The organism is Pseudomonas sp. TCU-HL1, assembly GCF_001708505.1.
Taxonomy (GTDB): domain Bacteria; phylum Pseudomonadota; class Gammaproteobacteria; order Pseudomonadales; family Pseudomonadaceae; genus Metapseudomonas.
This window is the reverse complement of sequence record NZ_CP015992.1, coordinates 3,727,601-3,746,191: the sequence shown is the minus strand read 5'-3', so window position 1 is coordinate 3,746,191 and position 18,591 is coordinate 3,727,601. Positions and strand designations below refer to the sequence as shown.

Genomic DNA, 18,591 nt, shown 5'->3' with positions numbered 1-18,591 from the left:
TGTCAGGACCGGTGGAGATTGACCGGTAGCTGCCCCTTTGAATGGCGGCTATTGACCGATCCTGTTGAAAGTCAGTGCTGTAGGAAGGTGTTGGCGGCAACTTTCCAGAGTTAGTTCAAAGCGCGGACGATTTCTTCCCGGATTACAACGGTTTGATACCAGTGTCTGATCAGGATGAGCATTGAGCAATGGTCCCATCGCTCACTAGCTGCCGTTGGTATCACGTGTGCTAGAAGGTTGTCCGTCGATGTTCACTTGATAGCGCGTGCTGCGTCCGCCCCCGGGTAGGCGGATGAGGCAGCCTTTTTCAACGAGGTCGCCTAAATGGCGAGTGGCTGTGGCCTTGGAAACCTTGGCCACGGCCTGATATTGGGTCGCGCTGATTCCGCCCTCGAAGCCGTTGCTGCCGCCATCGAGCAAGCGATTCAGCACCTTAATCTGTTCGGCCGATAGCATTTGGCTGCGGTGCGCCTGCCAGAACCGCGCCTTGGCCAGAACGCGGTCGATGCGTGCCAAGGCCTGTTCAAGGCTTTTGAGCAGTGTGGTGAGAAACCACTGCAGCCAGGCGGTGATATCCAGCGTGCCTTTCTGGCTGGTCTCGAGGATGTGGTAATAGCCGCCGCGGTCGTCGAGGATGCTCGCGGACATGGCGTAAAAGCGAATCGCTTGTTGTTCACCTTGCGCCAGGGCCAAATCAGTAAGAGCGCGGGTCAGGCGACCGTTGCCATCATCGAAGGGGTGCAGGGTGATGAACCAGAAATGAGCAATGCCAGCGCGTAGTAGCGGATCGAGATTGGCATCGTTGCGGCTGCGCTCGAACCAAGCGAGGAAGTCGTCCAGTTGCTCTTCAAGTCCGGCGCGTGGCGGGGCTTCAAAGTGCACGATGGGTCGGTCAATACGGCCTGAAACCACCTGCATGGGCTCCTCGCCGCGTAGCGTACCGATGCGCAACGGGCGGGTCAGCAAGCCGTCGTCACTGGGGAAGAGCCAGCGATGCCAGTTGAACAAGCGCTCTAACGTGAGCGACTCGTGATGTGCACTGGTGGCATCGAGCAGTAGTTCGGCTAGGCCTTCACTGCGCATCGTGGTGCGGCCTTCCTCACTGAGTCCTAAGCGCCGTGCCAGAGAGGAGCGCACCGAGCCGACATTGAGTTGCTCACCCTCGATGGCAGATGAGGTGACAATGTTCTGCAGCAGGGCATCCAGGCAGCTCTGAACTTCAGTGTCGCGACCGACCGCGCCCAGCATGCCAAGTAATCGACCTTGGGCTTTGACGCAGGCGCGCAGTAGAGGGGCTAGCGGTTCGGCTTGCCAGGTGAACTGCGGCCAATCGGGCTGTTCCCAGATCCCAAATGGTTCCTTCATCGTATTTGCTCATCAGTGAGCCGATTAGTGGTTCTATTCGGCTCATTTTGTGAGCCGATTGTGCCGGCTATTCGGCTCACTGTCTAATCAGTCGAACTAGGTAGCTGGTGGTCTGTGCAAGTCGCGCCTCCCGAGCGTTGGCACTGATCTTCTAGGCCAGTTCGCTGCAGTCGAGTGGGGAGGGGAGTAGGGCTACGTTCAATGCACATTTTAATGATTCTTTTATGAGCCATTAATCGTCAAACAATGTGGTAGTGGGCCAAATATGAGCTGTTAAATTTCTGAGTGGGGAGCGAAGCCAAGGTCGGAGTCAGAAGAGCGCGAGTTGGATCTGATGGGAGCTGATTTCGATCCAGGTAGCCGAGGTGTCCTTGAGACCGCGCGGGCATTACCGCTGCACTTTTGTCGGAAGTCTCGAAGACTGAGGCCTTCTGACCTTACGTCCTGCCGGGCTTACCAAACACCTAGAGGCGTCTTTCTTGGACTCATCGGCTAGTGTGGCTCAAATGCTACAAAAAACGGTCTATCGAGAAATTTTGTAGCCTCAGGGACACATATTCACGTGACAGCCTATTGCTAGCCCTGTGGCTCAAGGGCTACATTCTCCCGCATATTTCCTATTTTTGATGCCCAAGAGCTACAAATGTCCTCTCTATACGATGTCGCCGAAATGCTGAAGCAAGCGCGGAGTGACGCGAATCTAAGCCAAGAAGCACTGGCCAGCCGCGCAGGCGTATCGCGCTCCACAGTCGCCCGCATGGAGACAATGGCCAAGGGCGATATGAGCGTCTCGGCGCTTGTTCGCCTTCTGGAAGCAGCAGGCTTTGACTTGAAGCTGGTAAAAGCCGGCCACGAACGGACGGTTGAGGACATTCTCAACGAGCAACGTTCTGGGAGAGGCTAACCATGATTCTCGACGTCCATGTCCGCTCAAGGCTCGTGGCCAAGCTCTACCGGGAGCGAGACGAGTACGTCCTGAAATATCTCCCAGGAACAGCCCTGGAAGACTTTGTCAGCCTGGCAATGCCCGTTCGCGAAGAGCCATGGCGCTGGCCCCGCGATCTGTTTCCATTTTTCCGGCAGAACCTTCCCGAGGGGTACTTGTTGAACGTCATCCGTGAGGAGTTCGGCCCGCTGCTCGATGGTACCGATCTATCGTTGCTGGGCCTGGTAGGCGGCACCGGCATAGGCAGAGTCTCGGTCACACCTGAGGGCATTCAGCCTGGCATCGAGATGGCGCCGTTAGAGATAAGCCACCTGCTCAAGGCGGAAAACACTACCGAACGATTCGCCGCACTGGTGCGGCAGTACGCTCGGGTAGCGGTATCGGGTGTCGTACCAAAATTCATTGCCACAGATGCAGCCCAGCATCGGGAGCCACTAGGAAAGCCGACCCTGCGCACCGGGTTTCACATCATCAAAGGCTCCGATGACACCACCCCTTTTCTTGGGTTCAACGAGTTCTACACCATGCGTGTGCTGGAGCGGCTGAATGTCGTACCCGTCGCAGCATGCCGCATGTCTGAGGACGGCAAAATTCTGGTGGTGGATCGCTTTGACGTGGACGAACAAGGCATCCCTCGCTGCGGAGTCGAAGACGCCTGTGGGCTGCTGGGCTTGCCGCCGCATGAAAAATACGCCCCCACCACTGAGCGCGTTTGGAACGCCACCCGGGCTTACATCCCCGCAGATCGCCTCAATGCACAGCGAGAACACTTGGGCTGGCAGTTGCTGACCAACTACGTGGTGCGCAATGCCGACTGCCACTCGAAGAACATCGCCTTGTTTTACACCTCACGTGCTGATGTGACCTTTACCCCGGTCTATGACCTGGTGACCACTCAGGCCTACCCACGCTTCGCCGACAACCCGCCTGGGCTATCCATTGGCGGCAGGCAAACCTGGACGCCCGGCCGCTCACTGGAGTCGTTTTTCAAAGCCGTCCTCAGCATCCCACCACGCCAGTACGCGTCCATGGTCGAGCGGCTTTGCGAGTCCGCAGTAGAGGTTGGAAAAGAGGTCATCGAAGCCTCAAAAAACGAAGCAGCCTGGCGCGATGTTGCCAAAAACATGGTGCATGCCTGGAATGTCGGCATGGAGACCTTGCGCAGCCCCAAAGCAGCCCCGCATTTTCGCGGTTTGGATGCTGCTATCGCAGAAGCCGGCTTCTCCGGACCGCGCAAACCCGAACGTAGCCGTGAGCTGATTGGCCGCTCTGAATTGCTTGCCAAAAGGTGATGCCGTATTCACCGGGATAAGCGACCCATCAATCGGCTCAAACAGAACCCCTGAGATGCCTACCGGAAACAGCCGATAAAGTCACCGACTTGGACGGTCTACCCTGGCGTTGGCTCTCCTGAACACCCGATCTCGTGCCATAAATGCCTCCAGCATGTGCGGGATGAGCGTCAGGGCATCGACCTCTTCGCCATAGGCCTTCGAGTGCAATGCCGCATAGCGTTCGAGGTCGGCCTTCAGGTTGGCCGGGCAGGTGAAGGTCAGCTTCAGGCTCTCGGTTTTCGGCAAGGGGCCGAGGCGCAGCTTGTTCGTGCTCATTGCGGGTTCCTGTGTTGGATGAACAAGGGTTGGTAGGGGCGCAGCACCAGATCGCGGTTGACGATCACCCGAAGGGGCAGGCCAGGACGCTGGGTCAGCGTGGGTTGGATATCGAGGTTGCGGCGGGTGACCTCCTGGCCGACCTGGTTCACCGTGTCCTGCAGGCTGTCGCGGCCGGCGATGATGATCCGATCGCCATCCGTGCGGTTCTCCGGTGCCGCCAGTTCGGCGCCGATGCCCAGCAGACTGGTCATGGCTGCACCGGCGACGACCCGGTCCCAGTGCCAGTCGACGCCATCCTCCAGGCCGGCATAACCGGCGGTGTCGCTGCCTACCAGATTGTCGAGCTGGAAAGACGAGGTGTCCGGCAGGATCACCCGCTGCCACACCACCTGCACGCGGCTCTGCCCATAGCTCACCTGGCTGTTGTAGCGGCCGAGCAGGCGCGAGCCCTGGGGGATCAGCACATGCTGGCCGGTGGCACTGTCATAGACCGGCTCAGTCACCGCGGCGATGACATCGCCTGGCAGGTCCGACTTGATTCCGGTCACCAAGGCCGCCGCGATGACGGTGCCGGCCATCACTTGGTAGGGCGAATCCGGTATTTGCAGAAATCCGGAATTACGGATTTGTGTATTTGCGGATTTACTGAGAAACGCCTCTTTCTGCTCCTGTCGGTTCTGCGTCGCTGTTGCATCAACAACTGCAGTTGATGCAGAACCCGTGGCCATGGGATTGAATCCCCCCTGTCCGGCCTGGTCCTGACCAGCAGGCGCGGCGCTCGATGCTCGCCCGCCACCGGACCGGAAAAACACCGACGACAGTGCTGCTTCCTCTGCCTCCTTGAGCCTGGCGAGGCGCTCGGCTTCGGCCGGGTCGGGACCAGAGTGGCGGTAGTCGTAGCCCTGTGCCTGCTCGGCTCTGAGGATAGGGCCTCCCAGGTCGCCGGGGAGCGGCGGGCCCAGCTGCGGCACCTCGGGCGCAACGGGGGGTGGCAACTGCGAGTAGTCTGCCGGTAGTTGCTCCAGCCCCTCGGAGCGGGTCACGCGGTCGACGTTGTACAGCTCGCGCTGCTCCGCGCCGTCACGGCGCTGCTGCGGTTGCAGCGACCACAGCATGGCGCCGAGCACCGCGCTGGCCAGCCCGCCGACGAGCACCGCCAGCACGCGTGGATTGAGGCGGGTGACAGGGCGAGGTTGTGCGCGCAACTCGAGGGATTCCGGTGCCACCTTGGGTGGTAGCGGCGCTGCGCCCTGGATATCGTCCGTGGCACTCATGTTCAGGGCCTCCGGGGCACGCCATCGGTGCGCTCGATCCGCACCACGTCACCCTTGTCCGCGCCCAGGCGCAACTCGGCCGCGCCGAACAGCCGATCCACGATGTAGTAGGGCGAGCGGAAGCGGTAGTTGACCAACTGGCCGTCGCCTTCCGGGCCGATCACGAACAGCGGCGGCAACTCGCCTTGGGCGATGCCGGCGGGGAACTGGATGTATACCTTGCGGCTGTCGTCAAAGACACGCAGTGGCTTCCAGGGTGGGTTGCTGCCGCTGATCGCATAGCGAAAACGCAGTTGCTCCAGCGCCAGGCCGGCATCGACCGGTGCTGCCGCCTTCGCAGCAGTAGCGTGGCGCTGCAGGGCGAGCATGCGATCCTTGGGGTAGTCCCAGGACACCGAGGCCATCCAGGCTTGCTCGGTGGCAGTCAGCTCGATCAGGTAGGTACGCCGCGTGGTGGTGATGACCAGGTTGGTCTTGAGGTCGACCCGCGTTGGCTTGACCAGCACGCTGACGCGCAGCTCCTCGCCACTGCCGCTGGAGGTATCGCCGACGATCCAGCGCACAGTGTCGCCGGCAGCCACGGTGACCAGTTCCTCGCCGGTCTGCAGGTTGATTGCTGTTACCCGACCCGGGCTGGTGTACACCTGGTACAGGGCCCCGTCGGAGTAGGGCCAGACCTGGATAGCATTGATGTAGCCCTCCCGGGTTGGGGCGACCCGAGCGTCGCGGTTGGCGCGCGAGACACGCACGCGCTCATCGATTGGCTCCTCGGCCGGAGTGCCGGCCTTGGCCTCCGGCAGCGGTTTCAGTTGGGCCGGCAGGGCCAGCGGCTTCGGCATCTCCACCACCTCAATGGGTTTGGGCGGCTCCGGCAGGCGCTGCGCCTCCACCGGTTCGTCCAGGGCAATCACCGGCGGCGCGTCCTGACTGGCGCAGCCGGCCAGCATGGCCAGCAGCAAAGGGCAGGCGGAGAATTGCAGAGAGGGTTTCATGGCTTCTTGGCTCCTTCCGTAGTGTCCAGTTCACGGCTCCATGACAGGCCGTTGACGTAGATGCCCAATGGGTTGCGACGCAGCTTTTCCTCGGTACGCGGCGGCTGCAGCACCACCGAGATCACCGCCGTCCAGCGCTCCAACCCGGTGGCCGCGCCGTTGACGTAGCGGCGCTCGTTCCAGCGCACCTGGAACGAGCTGTCGCTGGCGCGCACTACGCTGGTCACCTCGACCGTCACCGACTCCTTGCCGACCCGGGTGAAGGGATCGTGGGCGCGGGCGTAGTCGTTGAGCGTCGCGGCGCCGCGGTCGGTGGTGGAGTGGTAGGCCTCCAGCCAGTTCTGCCGCACCACCACCGGGTCGATGGACAAGGCCCGCACCCGCTCGATAAAGCGCGCCAGGTGATGGGCAATCTGTGCATCCTGGGGTTGGTAGGGGCTGGCGGCTTCGCCCACCGCGCGAACCTGGCCGGCGTTGTCGACCTCGACCACGTAGGGCGTGACCATCGACTGGGCCGAGCGCCAGACCAGGCCAGCGGCCATCAGCAGGGCCAGGCTCAGGCAACCGAAGGCCATCAGCCGCCAGTTGCGCGCCTGTGCCAGGCTGCTGCCTATGCGCTGGTCCCAGGCCTGCGCTGCGGCTTGGTAAGGCGTGGCTGGTTGCGGGGTGTCGCTGTAGCGCACCCGTGGACGTTTGAATCGCATCTTCGTTCTCCTTCACGAATTCGACGGGTCGCGCACCTGCGGCCCGGGGGATGAGCCGCCACCATCGCCACCGCGCAGGGTGTGCGCGACCGTAGTGGCGGCATGGGTGAGTTGCTGCTTACGTTGCAGCCGCTTGGCCCAGTCGGGTTGCTTGGCAGGGGATGTCGCGGGGCCGGCCGCCGTGGCCGTATCGCCAATCGCTGCGCCCGCGCTTGCAGATCCTGGCGCCATGCCGGCGGTCAATGGCTTGGCACCGCCCATGGCCAGGCGCGCCGCGCCGGACGCCATGCGGGCGCCGGCCAGCACGGCGCCGCCGACACCCGTGGCCACGGCGGCGGCACCGGCGGCCATGCCCGCAACACCGAGCGCCGTACCGGCCGCTGCACCGGCCCCCAGTTGTGGAGCACCGGAGACCAGGCCGGTAGCGATGCCCGGACCGAAGATGCCCAGGCCCAGTAATGCCAGCGCAGCAAGCATGACCACCAGTGCGTGGTCGATGGAGGGCTCGTCCGGCACGGCCTGGAACTCGGCGAACAGCCCGGTGCCGATGCCGACGATCACTGCCAGCACCAGGACCTTGATACCGGAGGCCACCACGTTGCCCAACACCTTCTCGGCGAGAAAGGCGGTCTTGTTCCATAGGGCAAAGGGCACCAGGACGAAGCCGGCGAGGGTGGTCAGCTTGAACTCGATCAGCGTGACGAACAGCTGGATGGCCAGAAAGAAGAAGCTGACGATCACCACCAGCCAGGCCAGGAACAGCACCAGGATGCTGTGCAGGTTTTCGAAGACTTCCGGAAATCCGCTGAGCATGCTGATCTGCTCAAGCAGAGGGCCTCCTGCATCGACACCAATGGAGGCCAGCCGTCCCGGTTTCAGGAACTCGGCAGGGCTTAGCATGGATCCCGCCGCCAGTAGCCCTAGCCCAGCGAAGGAGTTGAAGATGATCTTCGCCAGGGCGTTGAAGTTGCCGATGATGAAGGCGAAGGCGCCGACGTAGAGGATCTTGCGGATCAGCTTGGCGCTGACGTCCTCGCCGCCCATGGCCCAGAACAGCCCGGCCAAGGTCATGTCGATGGCCACCAGGGTCAGGCTGAGAAAGGCCACCTCGCCGCCGAGCAGGCCGAAGCCAGTGTCGATATACAGCCCGAACACCTCGAGGAAACGGTCGATCACGCTGACGTCGTTCATTGCACGTCCTCGTCGAAACTTGGAGGGATCGCGGGCAAATCGGCAGGACGAAGAAACTCGCCTGGCCGGGCGCAGCCGGAGTAGAAGCGCTCAGCCAAATCGTCTTGCCGTGCCACGACGCCATCGTCACCGCGTCCGCAGGCGGCCAGCGCCAGCAGCGGCAGCAATGCCAGGGTTTTCATGGAGCGGCCTCCCTACCGATAGAACTGCACGGGGTAGGGCGTGTAGGGCGTGCCACTGCCCATGAAGCGCCGTCGCAGTTCGCGGGATTCCTCGGCTGCCGCCGCCTGGCGCGCAAGCTCCAGGGCGATGGCGCGGTTCTGGGTGATCTGCAGTTGCTGGGCCTGGATCGACTGCTTGGCCTGCAGGGCCAGCAGTTGGTTGGTGGCCTGGGCTGCCTGCAGCGCACCGCCGGCCAACTGGCTCTGCTGTACCAGATCGGCCAGCACGCTCTCGTCCTGGCCCAGGTTCTGCGCCACCTGGGCTTGCACCCGCATCGCGGTGTGCAGGCCGTCGAGACTTTGCTTCCAGCGCTCGCGCGACTCCTGCGCCATACGTTCGCCAGGGACGCTGCTCGCGTATTCGGCCGGGTACAGGCGGGCAAACTCCTGGTCCATGCGCTGGACGTCGTAAGCCAATCCCTGGGCCTCGGCCAGCAAACGCTCAGTGTTGGCGAGGTTCACGCGCAGCCGATTAACCACGTTGTAGTCCAGGGACACCAGGTGTCGGGCCTGGTTCAGCAACATCTGGGTTTCGTTCTGCATCTGGCGGGTCTGGTTGTTCACCATCTCCAGGGTGCGCACCGCGGTCAGGGTGTTCTGTGCCAGGTTGGTAGGGTCGATCACGGTGAGGGCGCTGGCCGGCTGGAGCGCCAGCAGGCCCCACGCCAGCAGGGTGGCGAATGGAGAAAGAAAGGTGCGGTAACTCATGGCAAGCACTCCTTGCTGTGCGAGGGGTAAGAGGCAAGCAGGTCGGCAGCCCAGTCCAAGCCACGGTGGCGTAGCCAGGCGGCGGCAAACTCCGCTCCACCGGACTCCTGCAGGATCCGGCTGATCTCGCGTTGCTCGGCGGGGCTGGCGGAGGCGGCAAAGGCCAGCGCCACCGGCCCCAGGTCGAGGTCGAACAGCCGGTTGCCGAGGCGTGACTGGTAGTAGTAATCGCGCTTGGGGGTGGCCTGGGCGATGATCTCGATCTGTCGGTCGTTCAGCCCGAAGCCCTGGTAGATGTCGCGGATCTGCGGCTCGCTGGCCTGCGGGTTGGGCAGGAAGATGCGGCTGGGGCAGCTCTCGATGATCGCCGCGGCGATGCTGGAGTCCTTGATATCGGCCAGCGACTGGGTGGCGAAGATCACCGAGACGTTCTTCTTGCGCAGCGTCTTGAGCCACTGGCGGATGCGTGCGGCGAACAGCGGGTCGTCGAGGAATAGCCAGGCTTCGTCGAGGATCAGCAGGGTGGGCGTGCCGTCGAAACGTGCCTCGAAGCGGGCGAACAGGTAGCTCAACACGGCTGCTACTGCCGCCTTGCTGTGCAGAAGCTCCTCCATCTCAAAGCACTGCACATCAGCCGTACCCAGCCGATCCCGGTCGGCGTCTAGCAACTGGCCGTGGGCGCCACCCAGCACATAGGGTTGCAGCGCCTGGCGCAGGGCATTGTCCTGCAGCAGCACGGATAGGCCGGTCAGCGTGCGCTGCGCCTCGGGCGCGCCGGCCAGGCTGTCCAGCGCGGTCCACAGCGCGGCCTTCTGCTCCGGGCCGACCGCGACCCCTTCCTGCAACAGGCGCGCCTCCAGCCACTCGGCGGTCCAGGCGCGGTAGCCGGCCTGGTCGATGCGCGCCAGGGGCTGGAAGGCCAGGTCGCCATCAGCGCCCAGGTCGTAGTGCTCACCGCCCAGGCCCAGCACCGTCGCACGCAGCGAACGGCCCATGTCGAAGAGGAACAGGCGTGAGCCCGGGTAGCGACGAAACTGCAGGGCCAGGGTCGCCAGCAGCACCGACTTGCCCATACCGGTAGGGCCGGCCACCAGGGTGTGGCCGACGTCGCCGACGTGGGTGACCAGGCGGAACGGCGTCGCCCCATCCGTGCGGGTGACCACCAGCGGCGGGCCGTCGAGGTGGTCGTTGCGCGCAGGTCCCGCCCAGACCGCCGACACCGGCATCAGGTGGGCCAGGTTGAGCGTGGAGATCAGCGGCTGCCGCACATTGGCGTAGGCATTGCCGGGGATAGACGACAGCCAGGCCTCCACCGCGTTGAGGCTTTCGGTGATGGTGACCAAGCCGCGTCCCTGGATCACCCGCTCGACCAGGCGTAGCTTCTCCTCGGCGATCAGGGCGTCGCGGTCGCTCACCGTCACGGTGGCTGTCACATAGCCGAAGGCGACCTGGTCGGCGCCCAGTTCCTGCAGGGCGGCATCGGCGTCGCTGGCCTTGTTCGCTGCATCGCTGTCCAGCAATGGGCTTTCCTGCTGGAAGATCGCTTCGCGCAGCAGCGCCAGGACACCCTTGCGCTTGGCGAACCACTGTCGACGCAGGCGTACCAGTTCCTTCTCGGCCTCGTCTTTGTGCAAACAGATGAAGCGGGTCGACCAGCGATAGGCGATGCCCAGGCGGTTGAGGTCATCCAGCAGCCCGGACCAGGTCGAGGTGGGAAAGCCGCGCACCGAGAGCACGCGCAGGTGCTGCTCGCCCAGCCGCGGCGCCAGCCCAGTGGTCAGCGGGCAGTCGGCCAGCACGGCATCCAAATGGAAGGGCACCTCGGGCACGGCCACCCGCTGACGGTGCGTTGATACCGTGGCGTGCAGGTAGGTCAGCGTCTGGCTGTCGTCGAGCCAGGCGAGTTCCGGCATCACCCCGTCCAGCAGGTCATAGAAGCGATCGCTCTCGGCGATGAAGGCCACCAGCCGCTCACGCCAGTCGATACCACGCTGTGCCCTGTGCTCGTAGAGCAGGCGGGCCGCGCGCGATCGCGCCTCCTCTGGCGGCAGGTGGAGTAGCGTCAGGTAGTAGGCACTCTCGAAGTGGTTACCCTGTGCCTCGAAGGCGGCACGGCGCTCCTCATCGACCAACCAGGACAACGGCTCGGGAAAGCGGCTGTCGGGGTAGTCGACGGTGGCCAGGCGTTCGGCCTCGATGAACAGCGCCCAGCCCGAGCCCAGGCGGCGCAGGGCGTTGTTCAGGCGCGCCGAGGTGGCTACGAGTTCGCCCTGGGTGGCACTGTCCAGATCCGGCCCGCGAAAGTGCAAGGTGCGCTGGAACGAACCGTCTTTGTTCAGCACCACGCCCGGTGCCACCAAACCGGCCCAGGGCAGCCAGTCGGCGAGTTGGGCGGGGCGACGCTGGTACTCGGTGAGGTTCAGCATGACGGCACTCCTCACACGTCCAGCAGTGGGCGTTGTTTGATATGCCGGGCGAACACCTGCAGGAACTGCGGATCCAGGCGGGCGCCCCACACCGCCAGTGTGTGGCCGACCAGCCAGAGCACCAGGCCCGGAATCCACAACTGCAGGCCCAGGCCGACCACGGCCGCCAAGGTGCCATTGAGGATGGCCACGTTGCGTGGCGCGCCACCGAGCAGGATCGGTTCGGCCAACGATCGGTGCAGCGGCACCTCGAAGCCGGGGATGAGTTCGCGCTCGCCGTTCATGCGACCACCGCCCCGCCGGCGAAGCTGAAGAAGCTGAGGAAGAACGACGACGCAGCAAAGGCGATGGACAAACCGAAGACGATCTGGATCAGCTTGCGGAAGCCGCCGCTGGTGTCGCCGAAGGCCAGGGTCAGGCCGGTGGTAATGATGATGATCACCGCGACGATACGTGCCACCGGGCCCTGCACCGATTCGAGGATCGATTGCAGCGGTCCTTCCCAGGGCATGCCGGAGCCGGCTGCCGATACCGGCAAGGCCGTACCGAGCCAGAGTGCGCCAAGCACGAGTGCACTGGCAAAGCGTCGACGAAAGACAACGAGGGTCTGGCGGGGATTCATGGCTGAGCTCCTGAGGCAGAGGGCAGGGAAGGGATGGCGTCGATGGGATGGAGGCGGTAACCGTGCTCGTCGTGGCCGGTGACCCGGACGATCTGCTGGACATGGCGAGCGCGGCCGCGCCCGGCGAGGAACACCACCAGGTTGACCGCCTCGGCGATCAGTGCCCGTGGCGCCGCCAGGGCGACCTCCAGGATCAGTTGCTCCAGGCGCAGCAGGGCACCTTGGGCGGAGCCGGCATGGAGGGTGGCGATACCGCCCGGGTGGCCGGTGCCCCAGGCCTTGACCAGGTCCAGTGCCTCGCCGCCGCGTACCTCGCCGACCACCACCCGATCGGGGCGCAGGCGCAGCGTGCTGCGCACCAGGTCGGCCATGGATACCACGCCTGGGCGGGTGCGTAGGGCGACATGATCGAGGGCCGGACACTGCAACTCGACCGTGTCCTCGAGCACCAGGACGCGGTCACCGGTGCCGGCCACTTCGGCCAGTAGCGCGTTGGCCAGGGTAGTCTTGCCGGTGCTGGTACCGCCGGCCACCAGGATATTCTGCCGCTCACGCACGGCCGCGTGCAGGTACTCGGCCTGCGCGGCGCTGAGGATGCCGTCAGCCACGTACTGTTGCAGAGGGATGACGCTAGCGGCGCGTTTGCGCAGGGCAAAGGTCGGCCCGGATGCCACCGGCGGCAACACACCCTCGAATCGCTCGCCGGTTTCCGGCAGTTCCGCGCTGAGCAAGGGCTTGCCCCGATGCGCTTCCGCGCCGATATGCGCCGCGACCAGACGGATGATGCGTTCTCCGTCGGCGGCGGGCAGCGTGCCCAATCGGGCGCGACCACTCGAGAGTCGGTCGAGCCAGAGAGCGCCGTCCGGATTGAGCATGATCTCCACCACATCCGGATCATCAAGGGCGGTGGCGATTAGCGGCCCCATCGCTGTGTGCAGCATGCGCGTGCGGCGATCCAGCGAGACTGCACCCGCGCCTGACACTGAGGAGGCAAGGGGGTTCATAGGTGATCTCCCATGGCCGAACCCTCTGGGATGTCCATCCACTGGGTGTCCGGCTGGATCTCCTCGTGCACGTCACTGACCAGGCTGCGCCCACGCTGTAGGTGTCGACCGAGTTGTTCGACGAACTGGGCAAAGCGCAACTTGCCCTGCGCGCGCGCCGCCTCCTGGTGCGCCTCGGGCACTGGTGTACTGACGGTGAGGTAGTAGCGCACGTAGAGCGCGACGGTCTCGATCAGGATGTGCTGGTCACGCTCCAGCCGCTCGAACTGGCGCGACAAGCGATCCAGGCGCTTGGTCATGGCCACCTCGCGCTGCTCGCCGGAATCAGGCGACAGCCACGAAGCCAGTGCCGCGGCGATGATCGATGACTTCGACACGCCTTTGGTGATTGCCAGCTCGTTCAGGCGCTTGGCGTGCTCGGGTTGGATGAACAGGTTCAGGCGGGCTCGGCTCATAGGGCAATTCCATCGTCAGGGTCGAGGGCAGTCAGCCGCGCAGCACGTTGCAGGCGCGGATCAGGCTGGGTAGGGAAGGGGGCGGGGGTGTCGTCCTCGTCGAGGAGGAGCAGGTCGCTGGACAGTTCATCTGGATCAAGCAACTGGGCGACTTCCGCCAGCTCGGGCTGATGGCGAGGACCGCCATCTTCGAGAGATTCGCCGCCGGCCAATCCGGCCGGCGGAATGCCGATGGTCGTTGGCATTGCCAGGGCACTCCAATCGTCCGACCGTGCGGCGGGGGCATCGGCATAACGTCCAGGCTGCAGTTGCGGCGCTGGCAGTACCCGGCGCCGGAAGTTTGTGTCGGCGAAATAGCGCAGCTTCTTCGCCCGGATCGGTGCGTGGCCGGAGAGCATCACCACCGACTCGTCGGTAGGCAGTTGCATCACCTCGCCCGGCGTCAGCAGCGGGCGCGCGGTCTCCTGGCGCGACACCATCAGGTGGCCCAGCCAGGGCGCGAGACGGTGGCCGGCATAGTTGCGTTGCGCACGCAACTCGGTGGCAGTGCCCAACGTCTCGGAGATGCGCTTCGCGGTGCGTTCGTCGTTGGTGGCGAAGGTCACTCGCACATGGCAGTTGTCGAGGATCGAGTGGTTCTGGCCGTAGGCCTTGTCGATCTGGTTGAGCGACTGCGAGATGAGGAAGGCGCGCAGCCCGTAGCCGGCCATGAAGGCCAGGGCCGATTCGAAGAAATCCAGCCGCCCCATCGCGGGGAACTCGTCGAGCATCAGCAGCAACTTGTGCCGACGCTCGATGCCGTCGGTACCCTCGAGCGACTCGGTCAGGCGCCGGCCGATCTGGTTGAGGATCAGGCGGATCAGCGGCTTGGTGCGGCTGATGTCCGAGGGCGGCACCACCAGGTACAGCGAGACTGGATACTCGGCCGCGATGAGGTCGGCGATGCGCCAGTCGCAACGCGACGTGACTTCGGCCACCGTGGGGTCCCGGTACAGGCCCAGGAAGGACATGGCCGTGGACAGCACCCCCGAGCGCTCGTTCTCGCTCTTGTTCAGCACCTCGCGCGCGGCCGAAGCCACCACCGGGTGGGGCGCGTCGCCCAGATGGGGCGTGGTCATCATCCGGTGCAGAGTCAGCTCGAAGGTGCAGGCAGGGTCAGAGAGAAAGTTGGCGACGCCACGCAGGGTCTTGTCCTGGCCGGCATAGAGCACATGCAGGATGGCGCCGACCAGCAGCGCATGGCTGGTCTTTTCCCAGTGATTGCGCCGCTCCAGCGCGCCCTCCGGGTCGACCAGGATATCGGCGATGTTCTGCACATCGCGCACTTCGTGGGTGCCGCGACGCACCTCCAGCAGCGGGTTGTAGGCCGCCGAGGCCGGATCGGTGGGGTTGAACAGCAGGCAGTGGGAGAAGCGCGAGCGCCAGCCGGCGGTCAGGCTCCAGTTCTCGCCCTTGATGTCGTGGATGACCGCCGAGGCCGGCCAAGAGAGCAGGGTGGGCACCACCAGACCGACGCCCTTGCCCGAACGCGTCGGCGCGAAGGCCAGCACGTGCTCGGGGCCTTCGTGGCGCAGGTACTGCTCCTCGAACAGACCAAGGAACACACCCGCCGGCCGGGTCAGCCCGGCCTGGCGCACCTCCTCCCTATCGGCCCAGCGCGCCGAGCCGTAGGTCGTGACCTGCCGAGCCTGGCGTGCACGCCAGATGGCCATGCCGATGGCCACCCCCAATGCCAGCAGGCTGCTGCAGGCGGCGATGCTACCGCCAACATTGAAGACGTCCGGCGCGTAGGCATCGAAGTAGAACCACCACTCGAACAGTCGCCAAGGGTGATAAAGCGGTGTGCCCAGCCATTCGAACCAGGGCGCTCCCAGGCGAGCCTGGTAGCCCAGTGCGGCAGCGGTCCACTGAGTGGCACCCCACACCCCGGAAAGAGTAATGGCCAGCACCACCAGTACCTGGCCATACAGCACCGTTGCCGCTTGCATCCCTGACCCCAACCTCTCCGGTAAAGCACTCGGCACGCCGATGTGCCGCCGGCGAGAGATTCGGCATTGGCAGGAGAGGGGTCAAAGACCGTTTCGAGGATAGCCGAGAGTGGGAGCGCAACAGTTCCGTCTGTGGCGAAAGATGGTAGAAGGCAGTGGGGGGATATCGTACGGTCAGGAATGCCATGCATTTGAGCACAGGACTGGAGTGGTCGATTACTCCTTTTTGTCCCCAACTCCCTAGGGGCGGATGGTCGTGACCGTATTGCTCAGGCCATCCTTTAGTGGCTCGCGCTGCGCCTTCCTAGGCAGCGACTCTGCGCCGGCTCGGTGCATCCGTTTCAACATTCCGATTGCACCGAAGATTCTGGGGGGCCATGGCCTTCGCGGTCGTCGGGGGGCGCTGTCGCGACGGTTGAGACCGTCACGGTCTTTCCCTGCTTCATCTCCCTTCTGCCGTACTGGGAAAACTGGAAGCGAAGACTACGAGAGCCCGGACCCACCGAGCTTCCACAAACTGGTCGTAACTCTGGCCCTGTGGCTCAGCCGTGAACGGGTGGCGACAGGATCGATCTGCGTGATTGCCAGGGCTGAATAAAGGCCAGAACGGCATCGAAGCAATCACGCAGACATAGTTATGCACGCTATTACGACCCACTCGATCGGCGATTGCGCAACAGGCGTGGTTGTCGTTTGGGACCGTGCTGCCGTTGCCACTCTAGGGGCGTCTGGTTGAACCAACGGTGGAAAGCGCGGCTGAAACCGCTGGGGTTGGAGTAGCCGAGTAACCCTGCCATCTGCGCCATGCTGATAGCGGGGTCTTGCAGGTAATGGCGAGCCATGTGTTGGCGAGTGTCGTCGAGCAGGTCCTGGAAGGACATGCTTTCCTGCGCGAGGCGCCTTTGCAGGACTCGGGGGTTGAGGGCCATGCAGTCAGCGACTTTCTCCAGAGTGGCGCGGCCGCTTGGAAGCAGGTCGCGGAGCAGTTGCCTGACGTAGTTGGGGAGTTCAGCAGCCGCAAGGCGCTCTATCCTGCCGAGGTGTTCCGCGACCAGGTGATGCAGCCCTTCATCGCCCGTGCTGAGTGGCAAAGCGAGCGTCGCCGCGTCGAACATGAGTCCGGTGGAGTTGGCGGAGAAGACCGATTGGCAACCCAGCACATGCAGGTATTCGGTTTCCTGGTTGAGGGAGGGATGCGCCAGAAGGATCTTGTCGGGTTGCCAGTCGCTGCCTGCCAAGGTGCGCATCAGCTGTATGGCCACTCCGCATGCCAGCTCCTCGGCTTGGGATCGGCCAGGGGTATCGCCGTCGCTGACTCTGAAACTGAGCAGGGCCTGTTCGCCTTGCACATCGAGGTCTACCTCCGCAGCGCCGTTGTAGAGGGAGAAATTAGCGCGCAGTTCGATCAGGGCTTCACCGACGGTGCCGGTATTGCGGATCAGGTAGAGCAGGTCGCCGAACACCGTGATGCCCTGATGAAGTCCATAGCGCAATCCGAACAGTGGTGTGCTCGACTGACGGGCACACAGTTCCAGCAGCGCGCAGTAGCGGCGGTAGGAAAGAATGCCGTCTTGCCGCCGGAGGATTTCCGCGGGTAGCGACACCCTACGCAGCATCTCCAGCGGATTGAGCCCCAGGCTCGAGGCGAACTCGTCGAAGCCGGTCAGGCTGAGGGCGCGCACGAAGGGGTTCATCGGCATGCCGGCTTCAGTCATGGACGGCTCCGCCGGTTGTCGGCATCAGGCGCTTATGCTGTTGCTTCCATTTTTGCGGGCTGATTCCAGTCCAGCGGCTGAAGGCTCGGGAGAACGCGCCGAGACTGGTGTAGCCGAGCAGTCCGGAGAGCTGGGTCAGGCTGATGGACGAGTCGCACAGATAACGGATGGCCAGGGATTGTCGAGTGCTGTCCAGCAGCTGCTGAAAGTTGGTGCCCTCAGCCTGGAGGTAGCGTTGCAGGGTCCTGGGGCTGAGCATCATTTGCGCGGCGATCTGTTCGACAGTGACGTTGCCGCCTGGGAGTCTGTTGCGTAAGAGCTTCTGCACGTAGGGCGGAAGCTCAGACAGGCTGAGTTGCGCGAGCTCATCGAAATGTCGCCGGATCAGTCGTTGAAAGCGTTCATCGCTTGCGCTGAGCCTAGTCGCGAGCAGCGCACTGTCGAAGACGAGAGCATTGACCGGATTATCGAATTTCGGGGCGACACCCAGCAATGCCCGGTACGTGGAGGCCTTTTCCACTGAGGTGTGGCGCAGGAGCAATTCGTCGGGCGTCCACGTCCGCCCCAGAAGCGTGTGTATCAGGCGCAGGCCCACTGCCATGGCCAGTTCTACGGTCTGGCGGACCGAAGCTGCATCGGCGTCTGTCACGTCATAGAGCAGGCGCGCCTCGTCGCCGCGCCGTTCGAGGCGGAGCTCCGCGCCGCTGCTATGGACGTGGTAGTAGCGGATAAGCGCCTCCAGCGCATCGCCCAGGGTTTCGGCACTGTTGATCACGTAGAGCAGGTCTCCCAGTGCGTGGGTGCCCTGGTGAAGGCCGAACTGCAGGCCGAAGAGTGGGTTGTCAGTGCGCTCTGCGCAGAACTCCAGGAGGGCGGCGAACCTGTCCCCCGAAATCGGTGCGTCCAGGTCGTCGCAGGGTAGCCCAGCCTCGGCCAAGATCGCGCGGGAGTCCAGGCCCTGGCTGCTCGCAAATTCATCGAATCCCAGCAGGGCGATACCCCGGACAAAAGAGGTCATTGCTAGTGACCAGGTGAGGGGAGGAAGGGAATCATCGGGCGCTCCCGTCGGGCACTGTTGAAGTCATTATTTGAGCATTTATTGGCGCGAATTGTGAAGCTTTGGCATCTGCCTGGACGCAAACTCAGCCCCACAAATCCAAAAACAACAAGGTCTTGCATTCGGCAATGCGCTGAATGACGGAGGTCTCCATGCGCCAAATTATGTTTGTTTGCCTGGTCGTGGCCCTGATCGCAGGGGTCATCCATTCCTCCGAAACGCTGGTCGAGACGGCCCCCCTCTACCCCTGGCCCGCGCACATGGTTTCCAGTATTGACGATGTGTTCAGGCATCTCTGACAGCGGCGGTC

General features: G+C 63.8%; 19 protein-coding genes. 3 read left to right on the top strand and 16 right to left on the bottom strand.

The genetic code is table 11. The features are described from left to right. Positions 1-204: 204 nt before the first annotated feature. Complete coding sequence (locus tag THL1_RS17355) at positions 205-1,365, bottom strand: Fic family protein (protein ID WP_069084395.1); 1,161 nt, start codon at positions 1,363-1,365, stop codon at positions 205-207. Positions 1,366-2,008: 643 nt separating this feature from the next. Here THL1_RS17355 and THL1_RS17350 point away from each other — a divergent pair. Together THL1_RS17350 and THL1_RS17345 are read left to right on the top strand one after the other, a co-directional pair. After that, on the top strand, positions 2,009-2,269 hold the full coding sequence (locus tag THL1_RS17350) for a helix-turn-helix domain-containing protein (RefSeq protein WP_069084394.1): 261 nt from the start codon (positions 2,009-2,011) through the stop codon (positions 2,267-2,269). A 2-nt stretch (positions 2,270-2,271) separates the two neighbouring features. Further along, on the top strand, positions 2,272-3,603 hold the full coding sequence (locus THL1_RS17345; RefSeq protein ID WP_069084393.1) for a type II toxin-antitoxin system HipA family toxin: 1,332 nt from the start codon (positions 2,272-2,274) through the stop codon (positions 3,601-3,603). An 81-nt stretch (positions 3,604-3,684) separates the two neighbouring features. Here THL1_RS17345 and THL1_RS17340 read toward each other — a convergent pair whose 3' ends face one another. The 15 genes from THL1_RS17340 to qhpR form a co-directional block, all read right to left on the bottom strand. Beyond that, on the bottom strand, positions 3,685-3,921 hold the full coding sequence (locus THL1_RS17340) for a DUF2274 domain-containing protein (RefSeq protein ID WP_069084392.1): 237 nt from the start codon (positions 3,919-3,921) through the stop codon (positions 3,685-3,687). Next, a complete protein-coding gene (locus THL1_RS17335) occupies positions 3,918-5,198 on the bottom strand; it encodes a TrbI/VirB10 family protein (RefSeq protein ID WP_069084391.1) in 1,281 nt (426 codons plus the stop codon). The genes THL1_RS17340 and THL1_RS17335 overlap by 4 nt, the downstream gene beginning before the upstream one ends. Positions 5,199-5,200: 2 nt before the next feature. Further along, the gene (gene trbG, locus THL1_RS17330; RefSeq protein ID WP_069084390.1) at positions 5,201-6,190 is read right to left on the bottom strand and encodes a P-type conjugative transfer protein TrbG; all 990 of its coding nucleotides are present in this window, start codon (positions 6,188-6,190) and stop codon (positions 5,201-5,203) included. Then, the gene (trbF, locus tag THL1_RS17325; RefSeq protein WP_069084389.1) at positions 6,187-6,894 is read right to left on the bottom strand and encodes a conjugal transfer protein TrbF; all 708 of its coding nucleotides are present in this window, start codon (positions 6,892-6,894) and stop codon (positions 6,187-6,189) included. The genes trbG and trbF overlap by 4 nt, the downstream gene beginning before the upstream one ends. 12 nt (positions 6,895-6,906) lie before the next feature. Beyond that, the gene (trbL, locus tag THL1_RS17320) at positions 6,907-8,085 is read right to left on the bottom strand and encodes a P-type conjugative transfer protein TrbL (protein ID WP_069084388.1); all 1,179 of its coding nucleotides are present in this window, start codon (positions 8,083-8,085) and stop codon (positions 6,907-6,909) included. Continuing rightward, positions 8,082-8,267, bottom strand: coding sequence for a hypothetical protein (locus THL1_RS17315; protein ID WP_069084387.1), 186 nt, complete (start codon positions 8,265-8,267; stop codon positions 8,082-8,084). The genes trbL and THL1_RS17315 overlap by 4 nt, the downstream gene beginning before the upstream one ends. Positions 8,268-8,279: 12 nt before the next feature. Beyond that, positions 8,280-9,014, bottom strand: a complete 735-nt coding sequence (trbJ, locus tag THL1_RS17310; RefSeq protein ID WP_069084386.1) for a P-type conjugative transfer protein TrbJ — start codon at positions 9,012-9,014, stop codon at positions 8,280-8,282. Next, a complete protein-coding gene (gene trbE / locus THL1_RS17305; RefSeq protein WP_069084385.1) occupies positions 9,011-11,440 on the bottom strand; it encodes a conjugal transfer protein TrbE in 2,430 nt (809 codons plus the stop codon). The genes trbJ and trbE overlap by 4 nt, the downstream gene beginning before the upstream one ends. A gap of 11 nt (positions 11,441-11,451) precedes the next feature. Further along, positions 11,452-11,724, bottom strand: coding sequence for a VirB3 family type IV secretion system protein (locus THL1_RS17300; protein ID WP_069084384.1), 273 nt, complete (start codon positions 11,722-11,724; stop codon positions 11,452-11,454). Continuing rightward, complete coding sequence (locus tag THL1_RS17295) at positions 11,721-12,062, bottom strand: TrbC/VirB2 family protein (RefSeq protein ID WP_069084383.1); 342 nt, start codon at positions 12,060-12,062, stop codon at positions 11,721-11,723. The genes THL1_RS17300 and THL1_RS17295 overlap by 4 nt, the downstream gene beginning before the upstream one ends. Beyond that, positions 12,059-13,066: a P-type conjugative transfer ATPase TrbB gene (gene trbB, locus THL1_RS17290; protein ID WP_069084382.1), complete on the bottom strand. Its 1,008-nt coding sequence runs from the start codon at positions 13,064-13,066 to the stop codon at positions 12,059-12,061. Before trbB ends, THL1_RS17295 begins: the two co-directional genes overlap by 4 nt. Beyond that, positions 13,063-13,521 carry a CopG family transcriptional regulator gene (locus tag THL1_RS17285; protein ID WP_069084381.1) on the bottom strand — a complete coding sequence of 153 codons (459 nt, stop codon included), beginning with the start codon at positions 13,519-13,521 and terminating at the stop codon, positions 13,063-13,065. The genes trbB and THL1_RS17285 overlap by 4 nt, the downstream gene beginning before the upstream one ends. Next, entirely contained in the window at positions 13,518-15,509 is a 1,992-nt protein-coding gene (locus THL1_RS17280) for a conjugal transfer protein TraG (protein ID WP_069084380.1), read from the bottom strand. The genes THL1_RS17285 and THL1_RS17280 overlap by 4 nt, the downstream gene beginning before the upstream one ends. Before the next feature lie 647 nt (positions 15,510-16,156). Continuing rightward, positions 16,157-17,224, bottom strand: a complete 1,068-nt coding sequence (locus tag THL1_RS17275; protein ID WP_335720735.1) for an AraC family transcriptional regulator — start codon at positions 17,222-17,224, stop codon at positions 16,157-16,159. Further along, a complete protein-coding gene (gene qhpR, locus THL1_RS17270) occupies positions 17,217-18,242 on the bottom strand; it encodes an AraC-like transcriptional regulator QhpR (protein ID WP_069084379.1) in 1,026 nt (341 codons plus the stop codon). The genes THL1_RS17275 and qhpR overlap by 8 nt, the downstream gene beginning before the upstream one ends. Positions 18,243-18,433: 191 nt before the next feature. Between qhpR and THL1_RS30165 the strand changes: the two genes are divergently transcribed. Beyond that, positions 18,434-18,580 carry a hypothetical protein gene (locus THL1_RS30165; RefSeq protein WP_161490980.1) on the top strand — a complete coding sequence of 49 codons (147 nt, stop codon included), beginning with the start codon at positions 18,434-18,436 and terminating at the stop codon, positions 18,578-18,580. The last annotated feature ends 11 nt before the right edge of the window (positions 18,581-18,591 follow it).

What these genes read in the sequence shown, in the direction of transcription:
- trbE (WP_069084385.1), bottom strand. Translation starts at nt 11,440, where the DNA reads ATGCTGAACCTCACCGAGTACCAGCGTCGCCCCGCCCAACTCGCCGAC.
- trbJ (WP_069084386.1), bottom strand. Translation starts at nt 9,014, where the DNA reads ATGAGTTACCGCACCTTTCTTTCTCCATTCGCCACCCTGCTGGCGTGG.
- trbF (WP_069084389.1), bottom strand. Translation starts at nt 6,894, where the DNA reads ATGCGATTCAAACGTCCACGGGTGCGCTACAGCGACACCCCGCAACCA.
- THL1_RS30165 (WP_161490980.1), top strand. Translation starts at nt 18,434, where the DNA reads ATGCGCCAAATTATGTTTGTTTGCCTGGTCGTGGCCCTGATCGCAGGG.
- THL1_RS17295 (WP_069084383.1), bottom strand. Translation starts at nt 12,062, where the DNA reads ATGAATCCCCGCCAGACCCTCGTTGTCTTTCGTCGACGCTTTGCCAGT.
- trbG (WP_069084390.1), bottom strand. Translation starts at nt 6,190, where the DNA reads ATGAAACCCTCTCTGCAATTCTCCGCCTGCCCTTTGCTGCTGGCCATG.
- trbL (WP_069084388.1), bottom strand. Translation starts at nt 8,085, where the DNA reads ATGAACGACGTCAGCGTGATCGACCGTTTCCTCGAGGTGTTCGGGCTG.
- THL1_RS17285 (WP_069084381.1), bottom strand. Translation starts at nt 13,521, where the DNA reads ATGAGCCGAGCCCGCCTGAACCTGTTCATCCAACCCGAGCACGCCAAG.
- THL1_RS17355 (WP_069084395.1), bottom strand. Translation starts at nt 1,365, where the DNA reads ATGAAGGAACCATTTGGGATCTGGGAACAGCCCGATTGGCCGCAGTTC.
- THL1_RS17345 (WP_069084393.1), top strand. Translation starts at nt 2,272, where the DNA reads ATGATTCTCGACGTCCATGTCCGCTCAAGGCTCGTGGCCAAGCTCTAC.
- THL1_RS17335 (WP_069084391.1), bottom strand. Translation starts at nt 5,198, where the DNA reads ATGAGTGCCACGGACGATATCCAGGGCGCAGCGCCGCTACCACCCAAG.
- THL1_RS17350 (WP_069084394.1), top strand. Translation starts at nt 2,009, where the DNA reads ATGTCCTCTCTATACGATGTCGCCGAAATGCTGAAGCAAGCGCGGAGT.
- THL1_RS17315 (WP_069084387.1), bottom strand. Translation starts at nt 8,267, where the DNA reads ATGAAAACCCTGGCATTGCTGCCGCTGCTGGCGCTGGCCGCCTGCGGA.
- THL1_RS17300 (WP_069084384.1), bottom strand. Translation starts at nt 11,724, where the DNA reads ATGAACGGCGAGCGCGAACTCATCCCCGGCTTCGAGGTGCCGCTGCAC.
- trbB (WP_069084382.1), bottom strand. Translation starts at nt 13,066, where the DNA reads ATGAACCCCCTTGCCTCCTCAGTGTCAGGCGCGGGTGCAGTCTCGCTG.
- THL1_RS17280 (WP_069084380.1), bottom strand. Translation starts at nt 15,509, where the DNA reads ATGCAAGCGGCAACGGTGCTGTATGGCCAGGTACTGGTGGTGCTGGCC.
- THL1_RS17340 (WP_069084392.1), bottom strand. Translation starts at nt 3,921, where the DNA reads ATGAGCACGAACAAGCTGCGCCTCGGCCCCTTGCCGAAAACCGAGAGC.
- qhpR (WP_069084379.1), bottom strand. Translation starts at nt 18,242, where the DNA reads ATGACCTCTTTTGTCCGGGGTATCGCCCTGCTGGGATTCGATGAATTT.
- THL1_RS17275 (WP_335720735.1), bottom strand. Translation starts at nt 17,224, where the DNA reads ATGACTGAAGCCGGCATGCCGATGAACCCCTTCGTGCGCGCCCTCAGC.